Origin of the sequence: Variovorax sp. W2I14, from assembly GCF_050435205.1 — a bacterium.
Taxonomy (GTDB): Bacteria; Pseudomonadota; Gammaproteobacteria; order Burkholderiales; family Burkholderiaceae_C; genus Variovorax; species Variovorax paradoxus_C.
Genome location: NZ_JBNDJX010000001.1, coordinates 606,490 through 632,313, shown reverse-complemented (window position 1 = coordinate 632,313; position 25,824 = coordinate 606,490). Strand labels below are relative to the sequence as shown.

Below are 25,824 nucleotides of genomic sequence, written 5' to 3'. Positions count from 1 at the left end.
CTTGCAGCCGGCGTTGGCCGGCTCCTACGCACGGACCGCTGCAAACGGCCGAGCTTTCCAACGATGTTCACCGGCACATCGAAAGGAGACCCCATGGCCGTCGAATGCAAGCTGTTGTCCACCCCGCTGATCGGGCGCATCTGGGAGGGCCGCACCCCCATCGCGCGGGCGGACGAATACCTGCGCTACAGCGTCGAGCACGGCATCGCCGAGATCGCGAAGAAGCCCGACTGCCTCGGCGTGCAGTACTTCCGCAAGCTGAACGGCAACGTGGCGGAGTTCCGCACCGTGTCGTTCTGGCGCTCGATCGATGAGATGCAGGCGATGCACGCCACGCGCGGCGATCCGCTGCGCGTGGCGCCGCTGGCGCGCGACCCCGAGTTCCTGCTGGAACTGCCCGAATTTGTCGACATCGTCGAGGTGCACGTCAATTCATTCGGCGGCGGCCGCTGAGGAAGCCCGCCGCTGCGGGCACGAGGTCGTCGTCCCATGAGTTGCGCTGCTCTGGGCTGGCTGTCGAAACATCACGAATGGTGGGGCTCAGCGAAGATATATATCGCTTTCGGTTATGCATCTTCGTTCTTAAAGTTGCGTCATTCCAACTTCAACCCACGACGCACCATGATCGAAGCAGCGCAACGCATTCCATTCCATCTCGCTTTCCCGGTGCGGGACATTGCCGAGGCCAGAGCCTTTTACGGCGATCTGCTGGAGTGTCCCGAAGGGCGGAGCGCTCCGGAGTGGGTCGATTTCGATTTCTATGGCCACCAGATCGTTGCTCATCTGGCGCCTGACGAGTGCGGCCACAAAAGCAGCAGTGCCGTCGACGGCCATCAGGTGCCGGTTCGTCATTTCGGCGCAATCGTGCCCATGGACAGATGGCAGGCCATGGCTGACAAGTTGGTCACGCAAAAGACCGCATTCGTGATCGAGCCCTACATCCGGTTCAAAGGCGAGCCGGGAGAGCAGGCCACGATGTTTTTCCTGGACCCCTCGGGCAATGCCATCGAGATGAAGTCTTTCGCGGACCTGAGCTCGCTCTTTGCGAAATGAGGGTCCTTATGAAAACTCGAAATTTGCTCAGCGCGGCGACGGCCATTGCCTTGGTATTGTTTGGCGCCTCGGCTGCCGCCGAGACGGATACCTTGAAGAAGCTCAAGGACACCGATGTGATCACGATGGGTGTGCGCGATGGTTCCGGCGCGATTTCGTTCACCACGGGCCCCGGCAAATACACCGGCTTCCATGTCGAAATCTGCGAACGCGTCATCGCCGACATCAAGAAGTCGGCGCAGCTCGACAAGCTGGAAGTGCGATACCAGTTGGTGACGCCGCAGAACCGCATCCCGCTTGTCCAGAACGGCACAGTCGATATCGAATGCGGCACGACGACCAACAACGCCGCACGGCAAAAAGAAGTTGCCTTCGCGCCTACGCTCTATGTCGAGGGGGTTCGCATCGCAGTCAAAGCCAATTCGCCCATCAAGTCGACGACCCAGCTTGCCGGCAAGACAGTCGCCGCCACGTCCGGAAGCACATCGGTCCAGTTGGTGCGAAAGCTCAAGAGCGACGCGACCGAGTTGATGGCCAAGGACAACAGCGAGGGATTTCTGTTGCTGGAGACCGGCCGGGCCGACGCGTTTGTCGCGGATGGGCAGATCCTCGCGACATTGATATCCAAGAGCAAGGAACCCGCTCAATACAGATTGCTCGACCAGGTCCTGAGCACCGAGCCCATTGCGATCATGTTGCCCAAGGGCGATACGGCTTTCAAGAAAGCCGTCGATCAAAGCATCGTGACGATGGCCAGAAGCGGCGAGGTCGCACGCATCTACGACAAATGGTTCATGAAGCCGATCCCGCCTCAGAACGCCATCGTCGGACTGCCTGCGACGGAAATAACCAAAGCAGCCTGGGCGAATCCGACCGACAAGCCGATGGAAGCGTACGAGGTGCGGTAGTGAGCAGCATCGCTCGCTTCATGCGTCAGGCGATTCATCCATCCATCCCGGCTTTTTTCAGCTTTCCAAAAACTCTTTTCAACGACCGGAAGCGACCCCATGAGCAAGCCCACCTACGTACCGGAATACCAATCCATTGTCGAAGTGCTGAACAAGTACAACGAAGGCTGCAAGCAGGCCAAGAGCAGCATCATGAAGCCGGCCTTCAGTGACAAGGCGACGATGTTCAGCGTCGGTGGCGACGGCAAGCTGGCCGGCGGCGCAATCCAAGCCTTGTTCGACGGCATCGACAGCGGATTTCGCCCATCGCCCGAAGCCCAAGGTGCCATCGTCAGGGTCGACATCGTCGGCACCGCTGCAAGCGCGCGCATCGACACCAACGATGTCTCGGGCTTTTGCTTTACCGACTTCTTTCATCTTCTGAAAGTCGAAGGCAGATGGACGGTGGTCAGCAAGATCTTTCACACCCATGTGGCGCCTTGACCCTTTATCTGAGCAGGCTTGGTGACCTGTTCGCCCCCTAAGGGAGTCACCTCTCCAGCAGGTCTTCGAGCATCAGCGGCAGCCGGCGCAGCCGCTTCCGGCCGCGCCGCACGCCTCGGCGTTGTGCGTTGGCTCTGGTAGCCGCTCAGTTCGCGCCGCCGCCGCCGAGCGCCTGCAGCTTCGCGTAGTCACCCGGCCGCGCACCGAACTGCTCGGGCGTCGAGCGCTTGGCGATGCGCTCGAGGAACGCCTGCCGGTTGACCGGCGAGACCGTCATGCCCTTGCCGCGCAGGAACTGCTCGTCTTCGAGCTCGCCGGCGATCACGCCGACGTTGGTCCACTTGGCGGTTTCCACCAACGTCTTCTCGACCATCGCCTGCTGCGCCGGCGTCAGCTTCGCCCACGCGGCCTTGCCGATGACGATGCCCAGGGTGTCGTAGATGTGCCCGGTCAGTTGCACGTATTTCTGCACCTCGTAGAGGCGCTTGTCCTTCACCGTGCCCAGCGGGTTCTCTTGCGCTTCGACCTCGCCCTTCTTGAGCGAGCCGTAGAGGCTCATGAAGGGCAGCGTGATGGGCTTGGCATCGAGCGCGGTGGCGAAGAGCTGGTAAGCCGAGGCGTCGGGCACGTACAGGCGCAGGTCGCGAAAGTCCTCGGGCTTCTGCAACGGCTTGCTCGACGTCACCTGCCGCGCGCCGTAATACACCGGCGCGACCATGTGGTTGCCGCTCTTCTCGTCGTAGCCCTTCATCAGCTCCGCGAGCAGCGGGCTCGCGAGGTACTTGCGCATGTGGGCGAGGTCCTTGAAGGCGAAGGGGTAGCTCCCGAGGCGCAGCGGCGGATAGACATCGGCCAGCGTGGCCTGCCCGACGTAGGCGATCTGCATGGAATCGTTGGCGAGCATCAGGGCGAAGTCGCCCTCCTGCCCCAGCTTGGACGAGGGCACCACCTCGATCTTGATCCTGCCCTCGGACTGCTCGCCGATCTTGCGTGCCGCCAGCTCCGCCTGCTGGTGAAAGATGCTGCCGGGCTCGAAGACATGGCCCCATTTCAGTTGCAGCACCTGCGCCTGGGCGGCCACGCTCGCGACAACGCCACCCAATGCCATCAGCAGGACGCCCGCCCGGCGCCACGGCAAGAAGCTTTTCATGAACTCTCCCTCGGTTTGAGAAGGTCAACACAGTGCAAATTGCGCGCCAGAGCACCGGTCGGCCGCCGGAACGAGTCCGGCGTACGGATCGTAAGGATTTGAAACAAAAGTGGTAACCGGGGTTTGCCCGACTGCGGGCATACGATGGTGTCCCCACCCGTATTCAGAAGTCGAGCCATGCCAGCTGCATTGCGCGCCCTGCGCGCCGACATCACCACGCTGCAGGTCGACGCCGTCGTCAATGCGGCGAACTCGTCGCTGCTCGGCGGCGGTGGCGTCGATGGCGCGATCCACCGCGCCGCGGGACCGGACCTCGTGCACGAATGCCGCCTGCTGGGCGGCTGCAAGACGGGTGACGCCAAGCTGACCCAGGGCCATCGCCTGCCGGCCAGACACATCATTCACACGGTCGGGCCGGTGTGGCGCGGCGGCACTTCGGGCGAGCCCGAACTGCTCGCGTCCTGCTATGGCCGTTCGATGGCGATCGCGCGCGAACGCGGCATGCAGACGATCGCGTTTCCGAGCATCAGCACCGGCATCTACGGCTATCCCATCGATCTCGCGGCCCGCATCGCGGTCAATACCGTGCGCCAAGCGGCTGACGGCATTCCGTCGTTGCGAGAAGCCATCTTCTGCTGCTTTTCGCCGGCCGATCTGGCGGTGTACGAGGCTGCGCTGGCCGAATCGCCTCCTGGTTGAGAACTGCCGTCATCCGGTCCCGCACCTGCAACTCGAGAAAACCCGCCATGTCCGACTCCCCTTTCGAACCCGACGACAACGCTCCCGACAGCAACGCAGGCATGCGCAAGGGCCTGACCAGCTACGGCGACCGCGGCTTCTCGCTCTTCTTGCGCAAGGCCTTCATCAAGGGCGCGGGCTTCACCGACGCGGCGCTCGACCGCCCCGTGATCGGCATCGCCAACACCGGCAGCGCCTACAACCCGTGCCACGGCAATGCGCCGCAACTGATCGAGGCGGTCAAGCGCGGCGTGATGCTCGCGGGTGGATTGCCGATGGACTTTCCGACGATCTCGGTGCACGAGAGCTTTGCCGCGCCGACCAGCATGTACCTGCGCAACCTGATGTCGATGGACACCGAGGAGATGGTGCGCGCCCAGCCCATGGATGCCGTGGTGCTCATCGGCGGCTGCGACAAGACCGTGCCCGCGCAGCTCATGGGTGCGGCGTCCGCGGGGCTGCCGTCGATCCAACTCATCACCGGCTCGATGCTCACCGGCAGCCACCGCGGCGAGCGCGTGGGCGCCTGCACCGACTGCCGCCGCTACTGGGGCAAGTACCGCGCGGGCGAGATCGACATCGAGGAAACGGCCGACGTCAACAACCAGCTCGTGGCCAGCGTGGGCACCTGCTCGGTGATGGGCACGGCCAGCACCATGGCCTGCATCGCCGAGGCGCTGGGCATGACGATGCCGGGCGGCGCGTCGCCACCGGCGGTGACCGCAGACCGCATCCGCATCGCCGAACAGACCGGCGCGCAGGCGGTGCAGATCGCGCGCGACCGGCTCACCATCGACAAGGTGCTGACGCCCGCCGCCTTCGAAAACGCGATGCGCGTGCTGCTGGCCATCGGCGGCTCGACCAACGGCATCGTGCACCTCGCGGCCATCGCGGGGCGCATGGGCCTGGACATCGACCTGCACGCCCTCGACCGCATGGGCCGCGAGACGCCGGTGCTGCTCGACCTGAAGCCTTCGGGCCAGCACTACATGGAAGACTTCCACGCCGCGGGCGGCATGGCGGCGCTGCTGCGCGAGCTGAAGCCGCTGCTGCATCTGGATGCGCTCACGGTCACGGGCCGCACGCTCGGCGAGGAAATCGAATGCGCCGGCCCGGGCTTCAAGCAGGACGTGGTGCGGCCCGCGAGCCAGCCGATCTATCCGCAGGGCGGCATCGCGGTGCTGTGGGGCAACCTCGCGCCGGGCGGCGCGATCATCAAGCAGTCGGCTGCGGACCCGAAGCTCATGGAACACGAAGGCCGCGCGGTGGTGTTCGAGAACGCCGAGGACCTGGTGACGCGCATCGACAGCGACGAACTCGATGTGACGGCCGACGACGTGCTGGTGCTCAAGAACATCGGCCCCAAGGGCGCGCCCGGCATGCCCGAAGCCGGCTACATCCCCATTCCGCGCAAGCTCGCGCGGGCCGGCGTGAAGGACATCGTGCGCATCTCCGACGGTCGCATGAGCGGCACGGCCTTCGGCACCATCGTGCTGCACGTCACGCCCGAGTCGGCCATTGGCGGGCCGCTGGCTTATGTGCGGAGCGGCGACCGCATCCGGCTCAGTGTGGCGAATCGCGAAATTTCGCTGCTGGTGTCCGATGACGAGCTCGCGCGCCGCGCGAAGGAAACGGTGGTGGTCGAGCCGACTGCCGACCGGGGCTACAAGAAGCTCTTCCTGCAGACGGTGACGCAGGCAGACAAGGGCGTGGACTTCGACTTCCTGCGCGCGCCGAACACGGTGGGCAAGGTCCCGCGCTAGGCAGCGGGGGCGGTCTCCAGGAACGGCGTGATGTTGCGCATCGCGCGCTCGACGTAGTCTTCTTTTTCTCCGACGGGCGCGACGTAGTGCATCGCGCTGCGGGCCTCCTCGATGCTCACCAGCCGGGCGATGACCCAGGCCGCGAGGTACTGCGACGCGAGGCAACCGCCGGCCGTCGCCACATTGCCGTTGGCGACGAAGGCCTGGTTCAGCACGGTAACGCCCGCGGCCTGGACCCATGGCTTGGTCGTCAGGTCCGTGCAGGCCGGCACGCCATCGAGCAGACCGAGCTTCGCCAACACCAGCGCGCCGGAGCACTGCGCGCCCAGCAGTTGCCGCGACGGGTCGAGCTGCAGCTGTGCCATCAAGCCCGCATCGGCGACGACCTCGCGCGTCTGCATGCCGCTGCCAACGATGACCGCATCGGCCTCGCTGGCTTCGCGCAGCGAGGCCTGCGCTTCGAGCACCACGCCGTTCATCGAACGCACGCGCGCGCTCGGGCTCGCGATCGACACGCGCCAGCCCGGCGTCTTGATGCGGTTGAGGATGCCGAGCGCGATGAGCGAATCAAGCTCGTTGAAGCCTTCGAAGGTGAGGATGGCGATGTGCATGAGCCGCATCGTAGGCAGGTCGATCAATACAATCAAAAAATTGTCATGGATACATTGCCGCATGCCTCAAGCCCGCTACAAGCAGTTGGTCGATGCGCTCGCCGCGCAGATTCGCGACGGCAGCCTGCCGCCCGGCACGCGACTGCCGACACTGCGCAAACTCGCAGCGCAAAAAGGTCTGGCGCTCGTCACCGCAAGCCGCGTCTATGCCGAGCTGCAGGCGATGGGCCTCGTCAGCGGCGAGACCGGCCGCGGCACCTTCGTGCGCGAAAGCCTGCTGCCCCGGGGCCTTGGCATCGACCAGCACGCCACGGCCTCGGGCGTGGTCGACCTGAACTTCAACTACCCGTCGCTGCCAGGCCAGGCCGAGATGCTGCGCGCGGGCCTGCGCCAGCTCGCCGCCTCGGGTGACCTCGAAGCGCTGCTGCGCTACCAGCCGCACGGCGGGCGCCCGCATGAACGCGCGATCGTCGCCGGGCATCTCGCATCGCGTGGCCTCTCCGTGAATGCGGAGCAGGTGATGCTCGTGAGCGGCGCCCAGCACGGCCTTGCAACGACCGTCATGGCGCTGCTGCAACCGGGCGACGTGGTCGCGACCGACGCGCTCACCTACCCGGGCTTCAAGGTGCTGGCCGAAGCGCACCGCCTGGAGCTCGCGCCGATTCCCGCGGCCGGCCACGGCCCCGATCTCGACGCGCTGGAGCGGCTGTGCAAGAGCCGTCGGGTCCGCGCCATTTATGCGATGCCGACGCTGCACAACCCGCTCGGCTGGGTGATGGGCGCGAGCCGGCGGCGGCAGCTGGTGGCGATTGCCCGCCGGCACGGGCTGCTCATCATCGAGGACGCGGCCTACGCCTTTCTCGCCGAAGACGCGCCTGCGCCGCTGGCCGCGCTGGCACCGGAATCGACGGTCTATGTCTCGGGCATTTCCAAGAGCATCGCGACCGGGCTGCGCGTCGGTTTCGTCGCCGCGCCCGCTGAATGGGTGCCCGCGATCGAGCGCGCGATTCGCGCCACCACTTGGAACACGCCCAGCGTGATGACGGCCATCGCCTGCGGCTGGCTCGAGGACGGCACCGTCACGCGCCTGGAGGCGGAGAGAAACGCGGCGATGCGATGGCGCGGCAGGCGATTGCCGCCGACGTCTTCGCCGGCATGCGGTGCGTGCGCCACCCGTCGTCCTATTTCGTGTGGCTGTCGCTGGCGGAAGAGGTGCGCGCCGATCAAGTGGCCCAGGCACTCATGCGCGACGGGATCTCGGTGTCGACGGCCGAGCCTTTCGCGACCTCCGCGCAGGTGCCGCATGCCATACGCCTCGCGCTGGGATCGGTCGGGCTGGACACGCTGCGCGACGCGCTGGCGCAGGTCAGGCGCACGATCGACGCGCACACCATCTGAGGCGCGGGCCTCTGGTGGTCACCGTGCCGTCACGGGCCAAACCTAGCATCCGCGGGCTTTCGTCTCTTCAAAAACACTCGAAAACCAATATGACAAAGAACGTTCCTGCGCCCGCTCCCCGCCCGCTGCGCGCAGCCCTCGTGGCCCTCGGCGGCAGTCTCGCCATCGCAGCCTGCGGCGGCGGCGGCGGCAACAACGGCCCGGTGTTCCCGATCATTCCCCCGGCGCCGGCACCTGCACCCGCTCCGGCACCCGCGCCCCAGCCTTCGCCGCTGGGCACGCTGGACGGCTCCGTGCCCCTGGTCATCGGCCACCGCGGCCTGCCGGGCCTGTTCCCCGAGGAAACGCAGAAGGCGTACGAAGCAGCGGCCGATGCCGGCGCCGACTCGCTCGAAACCGACCTGCACCTCACCAAGGACTGCGTGCTCGTCGCGCGCCACAACCCCTGGCTCAGCGACAACACCAACATCGCTGAAGTTGCCAAGACCAACGCCACCGTGGCAGGCCGCAAGCGCACCGTGCCCGGCGTGCTGGTCGATGTGAAGTACCCGCCCGTGCCAGAGAACGGCCCGCCGCAGTACCTGAGCGACCTGACCGATCCGAAGGATCCGAAGTCCGTGCTCAAGTCGCTCATCGTCGACGGCGAGGACCACACCAACGACTGGTCGATCACCGACTTCACCATGGCCGAGCTCAAGCAGTGGCTTGGCGGCACCACCTACGACGCGGCCGACCAGCGCCCCGCCGAGCTCAACGGCAAGCTGCCGATCCTGAGCTTCCAGGAAGTGATCGACATCGCCAAGGCGAAGTCGAAGTCCACCGGCCGCGCGCTCACCGTGTACCCGGAAACCAAGAACCCGATCTGGAACAACGCGCAGGCCATCGCCAACGGCTGCGGCCCCGCCGGCAGCCACCCGCTCGAGGACGCACTGCTCAAGGCCATGAACTTCAACGGCCTCAACAGCAAGGACGCGCCGATCTTCGTGCAGAGCTTCGAGCCCGAGAGCCTGAAGTACCTGCGCTCCGCTGGCCTGAAAGCCCGTGCGGTACAGCTCGTCGACGGCAACGCGATCGACTTCAAGACCGGCGAGATGATCTACGTCACCAACGACGTCTACACCTTCGTCGACGGCCGGCCCTACAGCTGGACGCTGGCGGGCAATCCGAAGTGGTTCGGCGAAATGCTCACGCCCGCAGGCCTTGCCGAGGTGAAGACCTACGCCGATGGCATCGGCCCCTGGAAGCCGCAAGTCATGGCGCACACCATCGTGCCTTTCGTCGCAGGCAAGGGCCTGGCCGATGTGAACACCATCAAGCCCACGAGCCTGATCGCGGACGCCCACAAGGCCGGCCTTTTCGTTCACAGCTACACCTTCCGCAACGAGGCCAAGTACCTCGCAGGCGTCTACAAGGGCGACCCGGTGGCCGAGTACCTCGCGTATTTCCGCGCGGGCATCGACGGCGTGTTCTCGGACTTCGCCAACACGGCGTTCGCGGCACGCCAGGCCTATCTGAAGGAAACCGGCCGCTGAGGCCGGGGCCGGACGGCAGGCGGCACGCATGTATCACGGCGAACGACTCAACGGATACAGCCACCTGCTGGGCCTGGTGCTCGCACTGCCCGCGGCCGCGCTGCTGCTGGCCAAGACCGTGCCGACCGGCGACCCCGCGCGCATCGTGGGGGCGCTGGTCTTTTCGCTTTCGGCCGTGGCGCTGTATGCGGCCTCGACGCTGTTCCACAGCACGCGCGGTCGCTTGAAGCGCGTGTGGGAGCGGGCCGATCACTGCGCCATCTACCTGCTGATCGCGGGCACGTACACGCCCTTCGCGCTCGTCACGCTGCAGGGCTTCTGGGGCTGGCTGCTGCTTGCGACGATCTGGGGGGCTGCGCTCTACGGCATCTGGCGCGAGCTGCGACCACCCAAACACAGCGATGCCGATGCGCCGCAGAAGCCGCCGCTCGCGCTGTACATCGGCATGGGCTGGCTCGGCGTGCTCGCGGCCGTGCCGCTGGCGGCACGCCTCGAAGGCGGCGGGCTCGCGTGGCTGCTGATCGGCGGCGTGCTGTACACCGCCGGCACCGTGTTCTATCGCAACAGCTTCGGGCTGCGGCATGCGCACGGGGCGTGGCACCTGTTCGTGCTGGCGGGGACGGCGAGCCACTATGTGGCGGTCGGGTGGTTCGTGCTGTAGCGGCTGGGTGGGTCAGGCCAACGCCCCCACCGCAATTCTTGTCGCCGATGCCACGACATCGTTGCGTCCCTTCGCATCCTTCTCCGGAAACGTCAGATACACCGCCAGCACCAACGGCGCACCGGCCGGCGGCCACAGCACGCCGACGTCGTTCGTCGTGCCGTAGGAGCCCGAACCTGTCTTGTCGCCCACCTTCCAGCCCGCCGGCACGCCAGCCAGGAAGCGTTCGGTGCTGGTGGTGTTGCCCAGCAGCCAGCTCTTGAGTTGCTCGCGCTGCGCTGCGCCGAGTGCGTTGCCCAGCACAAGCCGCTCGACGCTGGCCGCCATGGCTGCGGGCGTGGTGGTGTCGCGCAGGTCGCCCGGGATGGCGGTGTTGAGTTCGGTCTCCCAGCGCTCGAGGCTGAAGACATCGTCACCGGCAGAACGCGCGAAGGTTGTTACCGCAACCGGACCACCCAGCATCTTCATCAGCAGGTTGGCTGCGCCGTTGTCGCTGTACTGAACCGTGGCGGCACACAGCTCGGCCACCGTCATGCCGGTTGCGACGTTCTTTTCGGTGATGGGCGAGTAAGTGACCAGATCTCCCTTGGTGTAGTTGACGCGCCGGGTAAGAAAGCCGCTCTCCTTCGCGCTGCGCCCGAGAGCGGCAGCGGCCAGCACGAGCTTGAAGGTGCTGCAGAGCGGAAAGCGCTCGTCCGCGCGGTGCTGCACGCGCGCCCCTGTGGCGGTGTTGAAGCCGACGACGCCGAGCCGGCCGCCCGATGCGCTTTCGAGCGCGGCAAGTTGCGCGAACGCATCCTGCTGCGCTCCCTTGGCGGACCACGCGGTGCAGGCGCTCGCAAGCGGGAGGACGGAAGCGGCGAGCAGGAGGGTGCGACGATGTACGAGAGGATTCATGGGTTGTCTGGTGAGTGATTGGAACGAGCTTTCATCGTAGGAGCGCAATCGTGTGAACCCAAGGGCGCCGCCGCTCATTCGCGTCTCGCGTGTATCGGGTGTAACGGCCCGATATCCATATTTAACTTAGTGGTTGAATGATTTGGCGAATCCATCTATATTCAACTTCATGGTTGAACTAGATGACGAACGGCTCGACGCCGTATTCCACGCCCTCGCCGACGGCACGCGCCGCACCATGCTGCAGTTGCTGGCTCAAGGCGACTGCAGCGTGGGCGAACTCGGCGCGCCGTTCCACATGTCTTTCGCGGGGGCCTCCAAACACGTGAAGACACTGGAGCGCGCGGGCCTGGTCTCGCGCACCGTGCTCGGCCGGGCGCATGTCTGTCGGCTCGAACCGGCGGCGCTGGCGACGGCCGACGCGTGGCTGCGCCACTACGAAGGCTTCTGGAACACCCATCTCGACGCGCTGGCGGAGGAGCTGCGGCGCGACACATCCGGCAAGTAGCAAGCGAACGAACCCTCAAGGAGCACAGATCCCATGACTCTCAAGCACAGCCTCGGTACACAGACAGCCCCCGCCACCCTGCGCGTGGAGCGCATCCTGCCCGCGCCCGTCGAGCGCGTGTGGGCCTACCTCGTCGACCCCGAGAAGCGCAGAACCTGGCTGGCCGGCGGCTCCATGGCCGCAGCGCCGGGCGGTGTCTTCGAACTGCGCTTCCAGCACACCGAACTCTCGGGCGAAGAAGCGCCCGAGCACTACGCGGCTTATCGCAAGACGCACATCCAGAAATCGCGCGTGGTGCGCATCGAGCCGCCCAAACTCCTGACGATCACTTGGGGCAGCGAGAGCGTCACCGCCTCCGAAGTCACCTTCGAACTCTCGCCGAAGGGCGACGGCACGCAGCTCGTGCTCACGCACCGTCGCCTGCCGGACCGCAAGGAAACGGTGAGCGTCGCGAGCGGCTGGCATGCGCACCTGGAGGTGCTCGACGACGTGCTGCACGAGCGCAAGCCGCAGGGGTTCTGGACGAATCTCTCCGAACTGGAGGCGGCCTACGAAGCGCACGTGCGCTGAAGCCGGGCACCGCGTCAACTCGCGTCGTCGACCTTGTCCGCGTTCGTGGCGCTTCGGCTGCCCTTGAGGTACAGCTCCACGTCGGCGGCCTTGTCGCCGACGGCTGCGATCGCTTCGGCCAGTTGCGCTTCGGTCACGTCGAATTCGCGGGTCCAGCGGGCGACCTGGCCCGCGTCGCCGCGGTCGATACGGGGCGTCGCCGCGGACGCGTCGTTGCCTTGGGTGGTCGTGGTCGGGTTGTTTGCCATGGGTCTCCTTGGTTGAACTTGAATGAAACAGGCCGAGCCCAGTTTTTTGGCCAACCGCGGCGCACACACGCGGGCACAGCGCGCATCGGCGGGTCGGACAAGGTCCAGTCCATCGTTGCAGGCGGTAGCGCTCGCGGGCCGGGCTGCGGCATCATCCCGGCCATGGACAACCACTGCCCTCACCCGCTCGTCATCGTCAAGCTCGGCGACACCCATGCAAGGCTGCGCGAACGCCGCGGCGACTTCGAGCACTGGATCGCCGATGGCCTCGATTCGCAGACCCTTCCCCTCCTCGTGATCGATCCGCGCCGCGGGGACACGCTGCCTGAACCCGGCGCGGTGTCGGGCGTGGTGATCACCGGCTCGCATGCCATGGTGTCGCACCGCGAGCCCTGGAGCGAGCGCACCGCCGAATGGCTCGCGCAAGTCGTGGCGCACGGCACGCCCGTGCTCGGCATCTGCTACGGCCACCAATTGCTCGCGCACGCGCTCGGCGGCGAGGCGGGCGACCATCCGCAGGGCATCGAGATCGGCACTGTGACCGTCACGCTCGACGAAGCCGCCGCCACCGATCCGCTGCTGCAGGGCTTGCCGGCCGAATTCCCGGCGCATGTGGTGCACCTGCAGAGCGCGCTGCGCCTGCCCGAAGGCGCCGTGCGGCTGGCCGGCAACGCGCACGAGCCGGTGCAGGCGTTCCGCGTCGGCACGAATGCCTGGGGCGTGCAGTTCCACCCCGAGTTCGACGCCGAGACGATGCGCGGCTACGTCGACATGCTGGCCGACGATCTGAAGGCCCGCGGCACCGACCCCACCGCGCTGCGCGACCGCGTGGCCGAAACCCCCACGGCCGCCGCGCTGCTCGGACGCTTCGCGCGCATCGCCGAAGCGCATCGCCATGCCTGACACGTCCGCCATGCCCTTCGCGCAGTTCGCCTCGGCCGAGATCGACACCGGCGAAACGATGTTGTTCACGCGCTGGGCCGGCACCGGCCCGCCGCTCCTGCTGCTGCACGGCTTTCCGCAGACCCATTTGATGTGGCGCGACGTCGCGCCGCTTCTGGCAAGCGATTTCACCGTGGTCTGCGCCGACCTGCGGGGCTACGGCGCCAGCGGCTGCCCGGAGCCCGCGCCCGACCATTCGACCTACGCGAAGCGGGCCATGGCGAAGGACCTCGTGGGCCTGATGCAGAAGCTCGGGTTTGCGCAGTTCATGGTGGCCGGCCACGACCGCGGCGGCCGCGTGGCGTACCGACTCGCGCTCGATCACCCGGCGCACGCCACGGCGCTCGCCCTGCTCGACATCCTCCCGACGAAGACGGTCTGGGACCGGATCGACGAAAGGTTCGCCCTCGGCTACTGGCCCTGGACGCTGCTGGCGCAGGACGCCCCGTTTCCGGAGCGCCTGCTCGCAGCCGCACCCGAGGCCGTGATCGACCAGGCGCTCGGCGGCTGGGGTTCTCCGGCCAGCGTCTTTCCCGAGGACGTGCGCAAGGCCTACGCCGACGCCCTGCGCGAGCCGCGCCATGCGCACGCGATCTGCGAGGAATACCGGGCCGCCGCGACGCTCGACCGGCAGCACGACCAGGCCGACGAGGACAGCGGCCGCCGCATCGCCTGCCCGGTGCTCGCGCTGTGGGCGGCCGGCGGCGCGCTGGACACCTGGTACGCCGACGAGGGCGGCCCGCTTGCCCTCTGGCGCCGCTGGGCCGACGACGTCCGCGGCGGCCCGGTCGAGGGCGGGCATTTCTTTCCTGAAGAAGCACCGGGGCGGACGGCCGGGACGCTTGCGCACTTTTTTCTGAACACCCAGGCGACGCCATCCGCCTAGGCTTTCAGACGGGACACGGCGTCGGAGCGCGACTACAAAGTGCGCCGCGCGCTTCGGTTAAGGTGCGGCTCACCCGTCCTCCGGCGTTCTTTTCAGCCCCTCCATGACCACACCTTCTCCCGCCCCGGCCCGCAAGCATTTCTCGATGATCCGCGGCTTCCACCTGGCCGACGTGTTCACGCTCGGCAATGCGGCCTGCGGCGTCGGCGCGGTGTTCCTGGCGATGGCCTATATGGCGAGCCAGTCGCTCGCGCAGTTCTACTGGGCGGCCGCGCTTGCGCCGGCTGCGTTCATCTTCGACGTGTTCGACGGCCGCATCGCGCGCTGGCGTCAGACGCATTCAGCACTCGGCCGCGAACTCGACTCGCTGGCCGACGTGATCTCGTTCGGCGTCGCGCCCGCCGCCTTGGGCTTCGCGGCGGGCCTGAACGGCGGGTGGGACTGCATCCTCCTCATCTATTTCGTGTGCTGCGGCGTGAGCCGGCTCGCGCGCTACAACGTCACGGCCGAGGCGCTGTCCGAAGGCGCGGACAAGGTGAAGTATTTCGAGGGCACGCCGATCCCGACCAGCGTGGTGCTGGTGGGCGTGCTGGCGTATGTGGCGTCGCAGGGCCACATCGGCAGTGCCGTCTGGGGCGGCGCCTGGGCCATCGGCCCGTGGCTGCTGCATCCGCTCGCGCTGCTGTTCGGGCTCTCGGGCACGCTGATGATCAGCAAGACGCTGCGCATTCCCAAGTTCTGATTCCGTCGAGCCGAAGGAGAACGTCCATGACCATGCAGCTGTATTTCGACCCGCAAAGCCGTTCGCAAGTCGCCAAGTGGATGCTCGACGAGGCCGGGGTCGACTACGAGATCGTGACCACGCTCATCAAGGACAAGGCGCACAAGCGCCCCGGGTACCTGAAGATCAATCCGTCCGGCAAGCTGCCCGCGCTGGTCGACGGCCGCACGCGCATCTTCGAGAACGCGGCCATCTGCATGTACATCGCCGAGAAGTTTCCCGGCAAGCGGCTCGCGCCTTCCATCGGCACGGCCGAGCGTGGCCGCTACCTCTCGTTGATGGTCTATTCGACCGCGCAGTTCGAACCCGCCATGGGCGACAGCCTGATGAAGATCCACAGCAACAACAGCGCGCGCGGCTGGACGAATTTCGAAGAAGCCAAGAATGCGGTCGAACGCGAACTCGGCGACGGCCCGTATCTCTTCGGCGCGCAGTTCACCGCGGCGGACGTGATGATCGGTTCGTGCCTCATCTGGCACCGCGCCTTCGGCGGCAAGCTGAACCGGCCGAAGCTGGACGCCTACATCGACCGCCTGCAGGCGCGCCCCAAGGGCATGAAGTTCGGCTGAAATCCGATGAACATCCACCGCATGTCACAACCCACGCCCTCCCCCCACACCGCCGCCGGCGGCCTCGATGCCCTGGTGCGAATCGCCGCCACCCAGCCGCTCGCGCCCGATTGCGATCACTTCTACTTCCTGCGCCACGGCCAGACCGGGCGCAATGCGCTGCGCATCTTCCAGGCGGTCGACGAGCCATTGAGCGAGCTCGGCCTGCAGCAGGCGGCGCATGCGGCCGAGCTGCTGGCGGGCGAGCCGATCCGCACCATCGTCTGCAGCGATGCGCGGCGCGCCTTCGACACCGCGCACACGGTCGCGTCGGCCCTGCGGCTCACGCCGACCGCACAGGCCGAGTTGCGCGAACGCAATTTCGGCGCGCTGATCGGCACCTCGTCGGCCAACATCGACTGGGCCTGCGAACCCGAAGGCGGCGAGACGCTCACCCAGTTCGTCGCCCGCAAACGCGCCGCGCTCGACGCGGCCCTGAAGCAACCCGCGCCCGTGCTGGTGGTCGCGCACGGCGGCACGCTGTACGCACTGGCCGCGCTGCTCGGCGTGCCGATCGACGCCACCGTGCTCGGCAACGCGCAGCCATTGCGTTTTTCGCGCAGCGGCCCCACATGGGCCATAACGCCGCTGCTGCGGCACGTCGACGGCGCGTCGTCCGCGCTGGCCTGAAACCCACAGGCACCGGCCGCCCGCCACGCCGTCCATCGAAACCATCACCACCATGGAATTCAAGGACTACTACAGCGCACTGGGCATCGAGCGCACCGCGTCGGACGACGAGGTGCGCAAGGCCTACCGCAGGCTCGCCCGCAAGTACCACCCCGACGTCAGCAAGGAGCCCGACGCCGAGAAGCGCATGCGCGACATCAATGAGGCCAAGGACGTGCTGGGCGACAAGGAAAAGCGTGCCGCCTACGACGCGCTGGCCGACCGCGTCGCGCGCGGCGGCAGCCCCGAGGGCGACTTCCAGCCGCCGCCGGGCTGGGACTCGGGCTTCGAGTTCCACCGCGGCCCGCGCCAGGGTCCGGCCGACCATGCGGACTTCAGCGATTTCTTCTCGTCGCTGTTCGGCGAGGCCGAGCGCCGCGGCGCCGCGCGACAGAACTACCGCGCGCGCGGCGAAGACCACCACGCGGCCATCGAGATCGCGCTGGAAGACGCGCTCAACGGCGCCGAGCGCGAGATCACGCTGCGAGCACAGACCATCGATGCGCAAGGCCACCCGCAGTGGGAGAACCGCACGCTGAGCGTGAAGATTCCGCCGGGCGTGCACCCCGGCCAGTTCATCCGCCTCGCCGGGCAAGGCATGCCTGGCCACGGCGGCGAAGCGGCCGGCAACCTCTACCTCGAAGTGCGCATCGCGCCGCACAAGCTCTACCGCGTGGAGGAGCGCGACATCTACATGACGCTGCCCGTCACGCCCACCGAGGCCGCGCTGGGCGCGCAGGTCGAGGTGCCGACACCGGGCGGTGGCGTGGTCGAGGTCACGGTGCCGCGCAATGCGCGCGGCGGCATGAAGCTGCGCCTGAAGGGCCGCGGCTTGAAGGGCAAGACGCCCGGCGACCTGTACCTGCTGATCGAGATCGCGCTGCCGCCCGCCGACAGCGACGCCGCGCGCGCGGCCTACAAGCAGCTCGCGGAGGCGGCCTCTTCGTTCAACCCGCGCCAGCACCTGGGAGTCTGAGCATGGCGACTGTTTCCATCACAACCGCAACCGCCATCAGCGCCTCGCAACCGCTCGCGCTGAACGAACTGGCCCATGCCGTGGGCGTCGATGCCGCCTGGGTGGTGCAACTGGTCGAGGTCGGCATCGTGCAGGTCACCACCGTCGACGCGCCGCCCGAGCGCTGGCAGTTCTCCAGCACCGACCTGCAATGCGCGCTCGAGGCGCGCCGGCTGGAGCGCGACTTCGGCGTGGGCCTCGATGCGGCCGCGCTGATCCTCGATCTGCAGCACGAAGTGCGGCGGCTCAAGGCCGCGCTGCAGGCACACGGGCTGCGATAGGCCGACAGGCCGCCCTGCGCGGCGCATGGCCCTCACGCCTCCAAGGGAAAACAGCCCGCAGGCTTGACCTTGACACCATGCCAAGCCGAAGACTTCGGGCCTCTTCAACAGGAGGCTGCATGAACCCTTGCGACAACACGCCGGAAGCCGAGCGGCATTTCGACATCGAAGCGGCGCTGGCCCACGCCGGCGTCTCGGAACGGCTGCTGCATCAATGCGAAGCGCGCGGCCTGATCGATGGCGCAGCCCACACCGGCGCAACCACTCTCCGGTACACGTCAGAGCACATCAGCGTGCTGCGCTTCGCGCGCCGGGCGCTCGCACTGGGCTTCGGCATGAACGAAATCGCCGCGCTGCTGGCCCTCTGGCGGAACGAGCACCGCACGAGCGCCGAGGTCAAGCACCTGGCGCTGAGCCAGGCCGAGGCGCTGGCATCGCGCATCGAGGAGCTCGAGGCGACGAAGCGCGTGCTCGAACGCCTCGCGAACCTGTGCCGGGGCGATCACCAGCCGGCCTGCCCCATCCTCGACGAGCTGCTGGAGCTCAAGGGCTTCGCCTCGCAGTGGCACGGCGAGGCGAAGAAGCCGCCGCGGGTTACTGCATCTGCTGCAGGTTGCCGATGCGCACCAGCATCTCGGTGAACATCTGCAGGTCGGCGTTGAGGTCGGGCACTTCCTTGTATTCCTTGGCGTTGTGTCCCGTGTACTTCTTGCCGGGCATGCCGGGGCCGAAGCTGATCGCGTTGGGCATCTGCTTGGCCGTGGTGGCGCCGGCCGCGGAAACGGGCTTGGCTTCGAGGCCGGTGGTGTCGCCGTAGATGTCGAGCAGCGTCGCGAGCCAGCGGCCCGACGGATCGCGCGCCATCCAGTTGCCCTGGTCGTACTTGATCTCGACCTTGGCCTTGTTGGACGCGGCCCATTCGTTGATCTTGGCTTCCACCTGTGCCTTCAGTTCCTCGGGCGTGCGGCCGCGCGGCATGCGCGTGTTGACGGCCATGACCACGCGGCCATCGGCGCCGGTGCGAATCAGGTTGGGCGAGAACGTCAGCGGGCCCATGAAGTCGTCCTTGTAGCCCACGCCCATCTTCTCGCCGAGGTAGCCGGTGCCGTAGAGATCGTCGATGTACTTGATCGCCTTCAGAAACTGGTTGTCGGCCAGCGCAACGCCCGACTCCTGCAGGAACAGGCCCAGGCGCGGCAGCGGGTTCACGCCGTTCTGGGGCTCCGAGCCGTGGGCCGAGGTGCCGGTGACCTTGATGTCGATGCTGTCGCCGTTGTCGCTCTTCCGCGTGACCGCGATCGCGAACTTGCCTTGCGGTTCGTACTTCTGCAGGAAGGCCGCCTTCGCTGCTTCGAGCTTGGCTTGAACGGACGCAAGATCGCCGCCCTTGAGCGTAGCCGTGGCCGTCTGCGAGATCGCATTGACCGCGGCAGCCGCGCCCATGTCGGTGATCGCGGTGACGGTGCCATCGGTTTTTTCAGCGGGGAAGAACACGCTCAGCGAGCCCGCGCCCTTCTCGGCCACGACGGCCGGGTAGCCGCTGTCGAGCACGATGTTGTATTCGGGCAGCTGGGTCTTGCCGCGGTAGTACTCCATCGCATCGCCGCCGGTTTCCTCGGTGGTCTCGATCATCAGGCGCATGGTGCGCTGGATCGGGATGCCGCTTTCCTTCACCGTCTTCATGGCGTAGAGCACGGCCGCGATCGAGCCCTTGTCGTCGATGGTGCCGCGGCCGTAGAGGCGATCGCCCACGCGCTGCATAGTGAAGGGATCGAGCTTGGTGCCGTCGTCGAGCACCCACTCGGAGAGCACCGCGGGCACCACGTCCGAATGCGTGAGGATGCCGAACTCTTCGGTGCCCTTGCCCTTCAGGCTGACTTCGAAGATGCGGTTGTCGACGTTGCGATATGCGAGCCCGAAGCTCTTCGCCGTCTTCTCGACCAGCTTGCCGAAATCGATGATGGCGGGGTTCTCGTGCGGGGGAATCTGCACATTGCGCGCAGTCGGCAGCGCGACCATGGCGCCGAGGCTCGCGATCACCGCCTTCTGGTTCTGCAGGCGATTGTAGAGGCCGAGCAGGCGCCCGATGTTGGTGAGGTCGTCGCCGGTCAGCGTCGCCTTCTTGCGGTAGGCGGCCACGGCGGGTTTCAACGCGGGATTGGCCTTCTCGGCCTGGCTGAGGAAAGCGTTGAAACTGGATGCGGTCTTGCCGCCTTGCCACGCCGCGGCCAACTGGTCGAGCGCGGGTTTCTTGAGCGTTTCTGCAAAGGCCGGTGCGGTGAGGCCTGCTGCCATCAAGCCCATGGTAAGGACCGACAACGAGACGCGAAATTGCTGCATGAAGGTGACTCCCTGTTCACGAAAAATGGAGCCTTCGACGATAACCCGCGCCATGCTTTCGGCACGCCGCATCGCGCTACGAAGAAACGTAGCGGATGCCGCGCAAGGTGCAGCTTTAGGTTTGCAGACTGCCCTGGGTCACTGCATCTGCTGCAGGTTGCCGATGCGCACCAGCATCTCGGTGAACATCTGCATGTCGGCATCGAGGTCCGGCACTTCCTTGTATTCCTTGGCGTTGTGCGCGGTGTATTTCTTGCCCGGCATCGCGGGGCCGAAGTTGATCGCGTTGGGCATCAGCTTGGCCGTCGTGCTGCCTGCGGTGGGCACGGGCTTGGCTTCGAGGCCTGTGGTGCTGCCGTAGATGTCGAGCAGCGTCGAGAGCCATGCGCCCTTGGGGTCGCGGGCCATCCAGTTGCCTTGGTCGTAGCTGACGTCGAGCTTCACCTGGTTCGCCGCGGCCCACGCGTTGACCTTGGCAGCCACCTGCGCCTTCAATTCTTCGGGTGTGCGGCCGCGCGGCATGCGCACGTTGGTCGTCATCTCGAGCCTGCCGTCGGTGCCGATCCGGATAAGGTTGGGCGAGAAGGTCAGCGGGCCCATGAAGTCGTCCTTGTAGCCAAGGCCCATCTTCTCGCCGAGGTAGCCGGTGCCGTAGAGCGCATCGATGTACTTCACGGCCTTCAGGTAGTGGTTGGCGGCGAGTGGCGCACCCGATTCCTGCAGGAAGAGCGCAAGGCGCGGCAGCGGGTTCACGCCCTCTTCGGGACGCGAGCCGTGCGCCGACGTGCCGGTGACCTTGATGTCGATGCTGTCGCCGTTGTCGCTCTTGCGCGAGATGTCGATGGCGAACTTGCCGCCCTGCGGTTCGTACTTCTGGAGGAAGGCGGCCTTGGCCGCTTCGAGCTTCGCGGCCACTGCGGCGAGGTCGCCGCCCTTCAACGTCGCGGTCGCGGTCTGCGAGATCGCATTGGCGGATGCCGCGCCGCTCATCGCGGTGATCGCAGTTGTCGATGCGGCGTCCATTGTCTCCGCGGGGAAAAACACCTTGAGCGCCCCCGATCCCTTCTCCGCAACGACCGCGGGGTACTTGCTGTCGAGCACGATGTTGTAGGCCGGCAGCTGCGTCTTGCTGCGGTAGTACACCATCGCATCGCCGCCGGTTTCCTCGGTGGTCTCGATCATCAGGCGGATGCTGCGGTCGATGGGCAGGCCGCTGTCCTTCACGGCCTTCATCGCGTAGAGCACGGCGGCGATGGAGCCCTTGTCGTCAATGGTGCCGCGGCCGTAGAGGAAGTCGCCCACGCGGGTCATCGTGAAGGGATCGAGCTTCGTGCCGTCGTCGAGCCCCCATTCGGAGAGCACCGCGGGCACCACGTCGGCATGCGTGAGGATGCCGAACTCCTCGCTGCCCCTGCCCTTGAGGCTGACCTCGAAGATGCGGTTGTCGACGTTGCGGAAGGCCAAGCCGAAGTCCTTCGCCATCTTCTCCACGAGCTTGCCGAACTCGATGATCTGCGGGCTTTCGTGCGGCGGCACCTGCACGTTGCGCACTGTGGGAATCGCCACCATCGTGCCGATGCTCGCGATCACGGCCTGCTGGTTCTGCAGGCGGTTGTAGAGACCGAGCAGGCGCGCGGTGTTGGTGAGGTCGTCGCCGGCCAGCATCGACTTCTTGCGGTAGGCGGCCACGGCGGGTTTCAACTCGGGATGGGTTCTCTCGGCCTGGATGAGGAAGGCATTGAAATCGGCGGGCGCCTTGCCGCTGCTTTTCCACGCCGCGGCCAGTTGGTCGAGCGCCGGTTTCTGGAGCGTTTCGGCGAAGGCCGGTGCACCGAGACCGAGCGCGATGCCCAATGAAAGGGCCGACAATGAAAATCGAAATTTCTGCATCAGGGTGACTCCCTCATTCTGAAACCATCTCCCGACGATAGCCGAGCGACACATCGAACAATGAACAGCACCGCCACCACTGCCGCCACCAGGATCCGTTGCGCCTGGGCCCAGACCGACCCGCTCTTGGGCGACTACCACGACGCCGAATGGGGCGTGCCCGAATACGACAGCCGCGCGCTGTGGGAAAAGCTGATGCTCGACGGCTTTCAGGCCGGCCTTGCCTGGATCACGATCCTGCGCAAGCGCGATGCGTTCCGCAAGGCCTTCGAGGGCTTCGTGCCCGAGAAGGTCGCCAAGTTCACCGCCGACGATGTCGAGCGGCTGATGCAGGACGCGGGCATCGTGCGTGCGCGGGCCAAGATCGAGGCCACCATCGGCAACGCACGCGCCTACCTTGCGATGCAGGCGGCGGGCGAGGATTTCTCGGCGTTCATCTGGGGCATGGCCGGCGGCAAGCCGATCGTCAACAAGACCGGCAAGGTGCCGACGCAGACGCCGCTGTCGGAAGAGATTTCGAAGGCACTCAAGAAGCGCGGCTTCAAGTTCGTCGGGCCGGTGATCGTCTATGCGTGGATGCAGGCGACCGGCATCGTGGACGACCATGCGCCGGACTGCCACCGGCACGGATCGAAGAAGAAATAAACAAACAGACACCCAATGAAAAAACCGGACCGCGCTTTCGCACGGTCCGGTTTTCTTTTTGGCTTGTGACCTGAAGCGGCTTGCGCCGCAACGGATTACAGGCCGGCTTGACGCGTGAAGGTCAGGCCCTTCGCTTGGGCGGGGATCACGCTGCCAGCGAAGGTTTCGGGGCGCAGGTTCTGGCCCGGTGCATGTGCTGCGGCAACAGCTTGGGCGCGAACAGTGGCGCGGTCGGTGGTCGAAGCGGTCAGCGTCGGAGCGACGGTGGACGAAGCAGCATCACTGTATTCGTTGCCGGCGCGGGCGGCAGCAGCAGCTTGGGGCGCCACATCGGCGCGGCTGTAGCCGGAGGTCAGGGGTTGCACGCCTTCATAGGTTTCTGCATGGGCGCCAGCGGCGGCGAGCAGGGAGAGAGCGGCGGCGGCGAGGATGTTCGAGGTCTTCATTTCAATTTCCTTCTTGATTGGGCTTTGGATACCCTGAAGTTTGCACCACGATTCCAAGGGAAAACCCTACTCAATCGAATCGCAGTGTTCATGAAACTGAAACAATGACCGGGAACTTTGTGACGAGGCTAAGTCAAGTGCCCGTTCTGCCGCTGAAAACCCGGCTAGTTTGCGTACTTTTCATTTAGTTCGTCAAGCAAGGCTTGTGGCACCGAGGTGCTACGCCTTACAGGTCAGTGCACGTTGCATGCCAGCCACCACCCGGCGTGGCTCGTCTTCCTTATGTCCGTCGCCTTCTCACCCCGCCGAGATGCGCTGCGTCCACGTGCCAGCGAACTCCTTCAGCCTTGCCGCTCGTGAATTCGCAATTTACGCAGGAACGCACTCATAATTAACTCTCTCATTGGCGAATGATTGCGAATGCAGCGCACAAGATTTGCGAATTTTGCAAATCACCGGACCTCGAAGAACGGATAGAACGATGAAGAAAACCTTCATGGGCGTGCGGCTGCGCAGCCTCCGCGAAGAGCGCGGCCTGAGCCAGCTCGCGCTCGCACAGCAACTGGGCCTGTCGCCCAGCTACCTCAACCAGATCGAGCAGAACCAGCGCCCCCTCACCGTGCCGGTGCTGCTGCGCCTGCATGCCACGTTGGGCGTCGACATCCAGGCCTTCTCGGAAGACGAAGAGGCGCGCCTCGTCGCGAGCCTGCGCGAAGCCTTGGCCGACAACCCGGGCGGCGATGCCGTCGCGCTCGCCGAGTTGCGCGAGGTCGCCACGCAGATGCCCGCGGTGGGCCGCGCGCTGGTCGCGCTGCATCAGCGGCACCGCGATGCGATGGAGCGCCTCGAAGCATTGGCCGGCGAACTCGGCGACGGCCGCGGCGACCTCGCGCGCATGCCGCAGGCGCGACCGATGCCCTTCGAGGAAGTGCGCGATTTCTTCTTCGCGCACCAGAACCACATCGCCCCGCTCGACAACGCTGCCGAAGCCTTCTCCGTGCAATGGCGCCTGCGCGAGGGCAACCCCGGCGACCGGCTCGCGCACCGCCTGCTCGAGACACACGGCGTGCAGGTGATCCCGGCCGAAGACGACGAAGGCGGCGCGCAACGCCGCTTCGATCCGGCCACGCGCGTGCTCAGGCTTTCCCGCTACCTGGAGCCAGGCCAGCACGCCTTTCAGCTCGCGACGCAACTGGCCTTTCTCGAGGTCGGCGACGTGATCGACAAGCTGGTCGCCGAGGCGCCGCTGTCGAGCGACACCGCGCGTTCGCTCGCACGCATCGGCCTCGCGAACTACTTCGCCGCCGCATTGCTGCTGCCCTATGGCGTGTTCCTCGAAGCGGCCGAGCAATTGCGCTACGACATCGACCAGCTCGCGCGTCGCTTCGGTGTCGGCTTCGAGACGATCTGCCACCGGCTGAGTTCGCTGCAGCGGCCCGAGGCGCGCGGCGTGCCCTTCTTCCTCATCCGTGTCGACCGCGCCGGCAACATCTCGAAGCGCCAGTCGGCCACGCATTTCCACTTCTCCAAGACCGGCGGCACCTGCCCGCTGTGGAACGTGTACGAGGCTTTCGCCCAACCGGGCCGCGTGCTGACGCAGCTCGCGCGCATGCCCGATGGCCGCGCCTACCTCTGGATCGCGCGCACCGTGTCGCACGGCTTTCGCGGCTACGGCTCGCCCAACAAGACCTTCTCGATCGGCCTCGGCTGCGACATCAGCCACGCCACGCGGCTCGTCTACTCCAAGGGCATGGACCTGCGCGATCCCGAGGTGCCGACGCCCATCGGCGCGGGTTGCAAGGTGTGCGAGCGCGAGGCCTGCCCGCAGCGCGCCTTTCCGTTCGTGGGCCGGCCGCTCGATGTGGACGAGAACCAGAGCCGCTTCATGCCCTATGCCGCGGCGCCCGACAAATACGGCGCCGCGCGGGCCGCCCTCAAGAGCGGGGCCAGCCGCGCACCAGCGTCCGGATCGCCACGGCGCCGCTCCCCTTGACCTCGGCGCGGTAGCTGCCCACCAGCGCTTCGCGCTCGGCCGCGGCCTGCGGGTCGTTGCGCCAGGCGAGCAAGGCCGCCACGTCCGCATCGGGCAATGCCGCGAGCAGCGCCTGCGTGACCTGCTTCTCGAACTCGCGCGCCACCGTCAGCAGGTTGCGCGGACGCGGCGAGGTGATGCCGCGCGACCACAGCGTGTCGACGGCCATGTCGAGCGTGCGATCGGGCAGCGAGGTGAACTGGCCAGCATTGCCGCGAGCCAGTTGCTTCACGACCGAACTTAGCAGCAACTGGCTGGAGAAATCGACTTCGCGCGTATCGGCCACGGCCATGCGCTCGAGCAACTCGGTGCGCACCGGGTCGGCCGGCTTCGCGCGCTCGCGATTGAAGAACTCGACCTTGGCCGCGTCGTCCATCGCAGCGTAGTCGGCGCGCAGCTTGGCGAACCGGGCCACTGCCTCGAGAACCTGCGGGCTCGGCGCAGCGCCGCCCTTGCCGGCAGTGGCGACCTCCTGCTGGATTGCAGCCACGGAAGCCTTGACGTCGAAGGACCGCGATGCGGCCGTGTCCAGCGCCGCGAGCGCCTTGTCGGCGATGGCCTGGTCCGGCGGGTCCAGCAGTTGCCGCGCATCGCGCGACACGGCGCCCGGCGCATACGCGGCCTGGTAGCGCGCCTGCACGCCTTCGAACTGCATCAGGGCCTGGGCGCGGTCCTGCGCCCAGGCCATGGCCGGCACGAGCAGCAGCGAAAGGACGAAGGCAAGACGTTTGGCTACGAGGGAAGAGACAGTCATGACGCCATTATTGGC

The 25,824-nt window shown here is 66.5% G+C and carries 28 protein-coding genes and 1 pseudogene; 21 read left to right on the top strand and 8 right to left on the bottom strand.

Translation table 11 applies throughout. The features are described from left to right. Positions 1-93 precede the first annotated feature (93 nt). The 4 genes from QF040_RS03045 to QF040_RS03030 all read left to right on the top strand — a co-directional run bounded on the left by QF040_RS03045 (position 94) and on the right by QF040_RS03030 (position 2,444). Complete coding sequence (locus QF040_RS03045) at positions 94-453, top strand: hypothetical protein (protein WP_429609787.1); 360 nt, start codon at positions 94-96, stop codon at positions 451-453. A gap of 168 nt (positions 454-621) precedes the next feature. Next, positions 622-1,053: a VOC family protein gene (locus QF040_RS03040; RefSeq protein WP_429609786.1), complete on the top strand. Its 432-nt coding sequence runs from the start codon at positions 622-624 to the stop codon at positions 1,051-1,053. Between the two features lie 8 nt (positions 1,054-1,061). Beyond that, positions 1,062-1,961, top strand: coding sequence for an amino acid ABC transporter substrate-binding protein (locus tag QF040_RS03035; protein ID WP_429609785.1), 900 nt, complete (start codon positions 1,062-1,064; stop codon positions 1,959-1,961). Positions 1,962-2,060: 99 nt separating this feature from the next. Then, positions 2,061-2,444, top strand: a complete 384-nt coding sequence (locus QF040_RS03030; RefSeq protein WP_429609784.1) for a nuclear transport factor 2 family protein — start codon at positions 2,061-2,063, stop codon at positions 2,442-2,444. Between the two features lie 145 nt (positions 2,445-2,589). Here the strand turns inward: QF040_RS03030 and QF040_RS03025 are convergent, their stop codons facing one another. Then, positions 2,590-3,594, bottom strand: a complete 1,005-nt coding sequence (locus QF040_RS03025; RefSeq protein WP_429609783.1) for a sialic acid TRAP transporter substrate-binding protein SiaP — start codon at positions 3,592-3,594, stop codon at positions 2,590-2,592. A 177-nt stretch (positions 3,595-3,771) separates the two neighbouring features. Here QF040_RS03025 and QF040_RS03020 point away from each other — a divergent pair, with 177 nt between their 5' ends. Both QF040_RS03020 and QF040_RS03015 read left to right on the top strand, forming a co-directional pair. Further along, positions 3,772-4,293 carry an O-acetyl-ADP-ribose deacetylase gene (locus QF040_RS03020; RefSeq protein ID WP_429609782.1) on the top strand — a complete coding sequence of 174 codons (522 nt, stop codon included), beginning with the start codon at positions 3,772-3,774 and terminating at the stop codon, positions 4,291-4,293. Positions 4,294-4,340: 47 nt separating this feature from the next. Further along, positions 4,341-6,095: an IlvD/Edd family dehydratase gene (locus QF040_RS03015; protein WP_429609781.1), complete on the top strand. Its 1,755-nt coding sequence runs from the start codon at positions 4,341-4,343 to the stop codon at positions 6,093-6,095. Here the strand turns inward: QF040_RS03015 and QF040_RS03010 are convergent. Further along, on the bottom strand, positions 6,092-6,706 hold the full coding sequence (locus QF040_RS03010; protein WP_429609780.1) for a DJ-1/PfpI family protein: 615 nt from the start codon (positions 6,704-6,706) through the stop codon (positions 6,092-6,094). The genes QF040_RS03015 and QF040_RS03010 overlap by 4 nt on opposite strands. Positions 6,707-6,767: 61 nt before the next feature. Here QF040_RS03010 and QF040_RS03005 point away from each other — a divergent pair. The 3 genes and pseudogenes from QF040_RS03005 to trhA all read left to right on the top strand — a co-directional run bounded on the left by QF040_RS03005 (position 6,768) and on the right by trhA (position 10,297). After that, positions 6,768-8,104, top strand: a pseudogene (locus tag QF040_RS03005) (PLP-dependent aminotransferase family protein). A gap of 89 nt (positions 8,105-8,193) precedes the next feature. After that, positions 8,194-9,636, top strand: a complete 1,443-nt coding sequence (locus tag QF040_RS03000) for a glycerophosphodiester phosphodiesterase family protein (RefSeq protein WP_429609779.1) — start codon at positions 8,194-8,196, stop codon at positions 9,634-9,636. 28 nt (positions 9,637-9,664) lie between these two features. Next, entirely contained in the window at positions 9,665-10,297 is a 633-nt protein-coding gene (trhA, locus tag QF040_RS02995; RefSeq protein ID WP_429609778.1) for a PAQR family membrane homeostasis protein TrhA, read from the top strand. 12 nt (positions 10,298-10,309) lie between these two features. Here trhA and bla read toward each other — a convergent pair whose 3' ends face one another. After that, a complete protein-coding gene (gene bla / locus QF040_RS02990) occupies positions 10,310-11,194 on the bottom strand; it encodes a class A beta-lactamase (protein ID WP_429609777.1) in 885 nt (294 codons plus the stop codon). 169 nt (positions 11,195-11,363) lie between these two features. Between bla and QF040_RS02985 the strand changes: the two genes are divergently transcribed. Both QF040_RS02985 and QF040_RS02980 read left to right on the top strand, forming a co-directional pair. Continuing rightward, positions 11,364-11,702, top strand: coding sequence for an ArsR/SmtB family transcription factor (locus QF040_RS02985; protein ID WP_013540849.1), 339 nt, complete (start codon positions 11,364-11,366; stop codon positions 11,700-11,702). A gap of 33 nt (positions 11,703-11,735) precedes the next feature. Continuing rightward, positions 11,736-12,272, top strand: a complete 537-nt coding sequence (locus QF040_RS02980; RefSeq protein ID WP_429609776.1) for an SRPBCC family protein — start codon at positions 11,736-11,738, stop codon at positions 12,270-12,272. A gap of 14 nt (positions 12,273-12,286) precedes the next feature. Here QF040_RS02980 and QF040_RS02975 read toward each other — a convergent pair whose 3' ends face one another. Further along, positions 12,287-12,520, bottom strand: coding sequence for a DUF3606 domain-containing protein (locus QF040_RS02975; RefSeq protein ID WP_429609775.1), 234 nt, complete (start codon positions 12,518-12,520; stop codon positions 12,287-12,289). Positions 12,521-12,682: 162 nt separating this feature from the next. Between QF040_RS02975 and QF040_RS02970 the strand changes: the two genes are divergently transcribed. The 8 genes from QF040_RS02970 (at position 12,683) to QF040_RS02935 (ending at position 18,343) form a co-directional block, all read left to right on the top strand. Continuing rightward, complete coding sequence (locus tag QF040_RS02970) at positions 12,683-13,423, top strand: glutamine amidotransferase (RefSeq protein ID WP_429609774.1); 741 nt, start codon at positions 12,683-12,685, stop codon at positions 13,421-13,423. After that, a complete protein-coding gene (locus QF040_RS02965; protein ID WP_429609773.1) occupies positions 13,416-14,348 on the top strand; it encodes an alpha/beta fold hydrolase in 933 nt (310 codons plus the stop codon). The genes QF040_RS02970 and QF040_RS02965 overlap by 8 nt, the downstream gene beginning before the upstream one ends. 103 nt (positions 14,349-14,451) lie before the next feature. Continuing rightward, the gene (locus QF040_RS02960) at positions 14,452-15,090 is read left to right on the top strand and encodes a CDP-alcohol phosphatidyltransferase family protein (RefSeq protein WP_307642770.1); all 639 of its coding nucleotides are present in this window, start codon (positions 14,452-14,454) and stop codon (positions 15,088-15,090) included. Positions 15,091-15,116: 26 nt separating this feature from the next. Then, positions 15,117-15,698 carry a glutathione S-transferase family protein gene (locus tag QF040_RS02955; protein ID WP_429609772.1) on the top strand — a complete coding sequence of 194 codons (582 nt, stop codon included), beginning with the start codon at positions 15,117-15,119 and terminating at the stop codon, positions 15,696-15,698. 21 nt (positions 15,699-15,719) lie between these two features. Further along, a complete protein-coding gene (locus tag QF040_RS02950) occupies positions 15,720-16,367 on the top strand; it encodes a histidine phosphatase family protein (protein WP_429609771.1) in 648 nt (215 codons plus the stop codon). 52 nt (positions 16,368-16,419) lie between these two features. Beyond that, the gene (locus QF040_RS02945; RefSeq protein ID WP_429609770.1) at positions 16,420-17,382 is read left to right on the top strand and encodes a DnaJ C-terminal domain-containing protein; all 963 of its coding nucleotides are present in this window, start codon (positions 16,420-16,422) and stop codon (positions 17,380-17,382) included. Positions 17,383-17,384: 2 nt separating this feature from the next. After that, complete coding sequence (locus QF040_RS02940; protein WP_429609769.1) at positions 17,385-17,702, top strand: chaperone modulator CbpM; 318 nt, start codon at positions 17,385-17,387, stop codon at positions 17,700-17,702. Between the two features lie 119 nt (positions 17,703-17,821). After that, positions 17,822-18,343 carry a MerR family DNA-binding protein gene (locus QF040_RS02935; protein ID WP_429609768.1) on the top strand — a complete coding sequence of 174 codons (522 nt, stop codon included), beginning with the start codon at positions 17,822-17,824 and terminating at the stop codon, positions 18,341-18,343. Here QF040_RS02935 and QF040_RS02930 read toward each other — a convergent pair. Together QF040_RS02930 and QF040_RS02925 are read right to left on the bottom strand one after the other, a co-directional pair. After that, positions 18,297-20,042, bottom strand: a complete 1,746-nt coding sequence (locus QF040_RS02930) for a dipeptidase (RefSeq protein ID WP_429609767.1) — start codon at positions 20,040-20,042, stop codon at positions 18,297-18,299. The two genes, QF040_RS02935 and QF040_RS02930, sit on opposite strands and share 47 nt — an antisense overlap. Positions 20,043-20,180: 138 nt before the next feature. Then, positions 20,181-21,932: a dipeptidase gene (locus QF040_RS02925; protein WP_429609766.1), complete on the bottom strand. Its 1,752-nt coding sequence runs from the start codon at positions 21,930-21,932 to the stop codon at positions 20,181-20,183. Between the two features lie 60 nt (positions 21,933-21,992). Between QF040_RS02925 and QF040_RS02920 the strand changes: the two genes are divergently transcribed. Next, the gene (locus QF040_RS02920) at positions 21,993-22,577 is read left to right on the top strand and encodes a DNA-3-methyladenine glycosylase I (RefSeq protein ID WP_429609765.1); all 585 of its coding nucleotides are present in this window, start codon (positions 21,993-21,995) and stop codon (positions 22,575-22,577) included. Between the two features lie 95 nt (positions 22,578-22,672). Here the strand turns inward: QF040_RS02920 and QF040_RS02915 are convergent, their stop codons facing one another. Then, positions 22,673-23,023 (bottom strand): alpha/beta hydrolase, encoded by a 351-nt coding sequence (locus QF040_RS02915; RefSeq protein ID WP_306877190.1) that lies wholly within the window; start codon positions 23,021-23,023, stop codon positions 22,673-22,675. Positions 23,024-23,504: 481 nt separating this feature from the next. Here QF040_RS02915 and QF040_RS02910 point away from each other — a divergent pair, with 481 nt between their 5' ends. Continuing rightward, positions 23,505-25,016, top strand: coding sequence for a short-chain fatty acyl-CoA regulator family protein (locus QF040_RS02910; protein WP_429609764.1), 1,512 nt, complete (start codon positions 23,505-23,507; stop codon positions 25,014-25,016). On the opposite strand, the gene QF040_RS02905 is transcribed toward QF040_RS02910, so the two are convergent. Then, positions 24,958-25,809, bottom strand: a complete 852-nt coding sequence (locus QF040_RS02905; RefSeq protein WP_429609763.1) for a hypothetical protein — start codon at positions 25,807-25,809, stop codon at positions 24,958-24,960. The two genes, QF040_RS02910 and QF040_RS02905, sit on opposite strands and share 59 nt — an antisense overlap. Between the last annotated feature and the right edge of the window lie 15 nt (positions 25,810-25,824).

Coding starts and splice junctions, on each gene's coding strand:
- QF040_RS02930 (WP_429609767.1), bottom strand. CDS start 20,042: ATGCAGCAATTTCGCGTCTCGTTGTCGGTCCTTACCATGGGCTTGATG.
- QF040_RS02935 (WP_429609768.1), top strand. CDS start 17,822: ATGAACCCTTGCGACAACACGCCGGAAGCCGAGCGGCATTTCGACATC.
- QF040_RS02920 (WP_429609765.1), top strand. CDS start 21,993: ATGAACAGCACCGCCACCACTGCCGCCACCAGGATCCGTTGCGCCTGG.
- trhA (WP_429609778.1), top strand. CDS start 9,665: ATGTATCACGGCGAACGACTCAACGGATACAGCCACCTGCTGGGCCTG.
- QF040_RS02925 (WP_429609766.1), bottom strand. CDS start 21,932: ATGCAGAAATTTCGATTTTCATTGTCGGCCCTTTCATTGGGCATCGCG.
- QF040_RS02915 (WP_306877190.1), bottom strand. CDS start 23,023: ATGAAGACCTCGAACATCCTCGCCGCCGCCGCTCTCTCCCTGCTCGCC.
- QF040_RS02980 (WP_429609776.1), top strand. CDS start 11,736: ATGACTCTCAAGCACAGCCTCGGTACACAGACAGCCCCCGCCACCCTG.
- QF040_RS02955 (WP_429609772.1), top strand. CDS start 15,117: ATGACCATGCAGCTGTATTTCGACCCGCAAAGCCGTTCGCAAGTCGCC.
- QF040_RS03000 (WP_429609779.1), top strand. CDS start 8,194: ATGACAAAGAACGTTCCTGCGCCCGCTCCCCGCCCGCTGCGCGCAGCC.
- QF040_RS02940 (WP_429609769.1), top strand. CDS start 17,385: ATGGCGACTGTTTCCATCACAACCGCAACCGCCATCAGCGCCTCGCAA.
- QF040_RS02945 (WP_429609770.1), top strand. CDS start 16,420: ATGGAATTCAAGGACTACTACAGCGCACTGGGCATCGAGCGCACCGCG.
- QF040_RS03015 (WP_429609781.1), top strand. CDS start 4,341: ATGTCCGACTCCCCTTTCGAACCCGACGACAACGCTCCCGACAGCAAC.
- bla (WP_429609777.1), bottom strand. CDS start 11,194: ATGAATCCTCTCGTACATCGTCGCACCCTCCTGCTCGCCGCTTCCGTC.
- QF040_RS02985 (WP_013540849.1), top strand. CDS start 11,364: ATGGTTGAACTAGATGACGAACGGCTCGACGCCGTATTCCACGCCCTC.
- QF040_RS03010 (WP_429609780.1), bottom strand. CDS start 6,706: ATGCACATCGCCATCCTCACCTTCGAAGGCTTCAACGAGCTTGATTCG.
- QF040_RS02960 (WP_307642770.1), top strand. CDS start 14,452: ATGACCACACCTTCTCCCGCCCCGGCCCGCAAGCATTTCTCGATGATC.
- QF040_RS03035 (WP_429609785.1), top strand. CDS start 1,062: ATGAAAACTCGAAATTTGCTCAGCGCGGCGACGGCCATTGCCTTGGTA.
- QF040_RS03040 (WP_429609786.1), top strand. CDS start 622: ATGATCGAAGCAGCGCAACGCATTCCATTCCATCTCGCTTTCCCGGTG.
- QF040_RS02970 (WP_429609774.1), top strand. CDS start 12,683: ATGGACAACCACTGCCCTCACCCGCTCGTCATCGTCAAGCTCGGCGAC.
- QF040_RS02910 (WP_429609764.1), top strand. CDS start 23,505: ATGAAGAAAACCTTCATGGGCGTGCGGCTGCGCAGCCTCCGCGAAGAG.
- QF040_RS02975 (WP_429609775.1), bottom strand. CDS start 12,520: ATGGCAAACAACCCGACCACGACCACCCAAGGCAACGACGCGTCCGCG.
- QF040_RS03030 (WP_429609784.1), top strand. CDS start 2,061: ATGAGCAAGCCCACCTACGTACCGGAATACCAATCCATTGTCGAAGTG.
- QF040_RS03025 (WP_429609783.1), bottom strand. CDS start 3,594: ATGAAAAGCTTCTTGCCGTGGCGCCGGGCGGGCGTCCTGCTGATGGCA.
- QF040_RS02950 (WP_429609771.1), top strand. CDS start 15,720: ATGTCACAACCCACGCCCTCCCCCCACACCGCCGCCGGCGGCCTCGAT.
- QF040_RS02905 (WP_429609763.1), bottom strand. CDS start 25,809: ATGACTGTCTCTTCCCTCGTAGCCAAACGTCTTGCCTTCGTCCTTTCG.
- QF040_RS03045 (WP_429609787.1), top strand. CDS start 94: ATGGCCGTCGAATGCAAGCTGTTGTCCACCCCGCTGATCGGGCGCATC.
- QF040_RS02965 (WP_429609773.1), top strand. CDS start 13,416: ATGCCTGACACGTCCGCCATGCCCTTCGCGCAGTTCGCCTCGGCCGAG.
- QF040_RS03020 (WP_429609782.1), top strand. CDS start 3,772: ATGCCAGCTGCATTGCGCGCCCTGCGCGCCGACATCACCACGCTGCAG.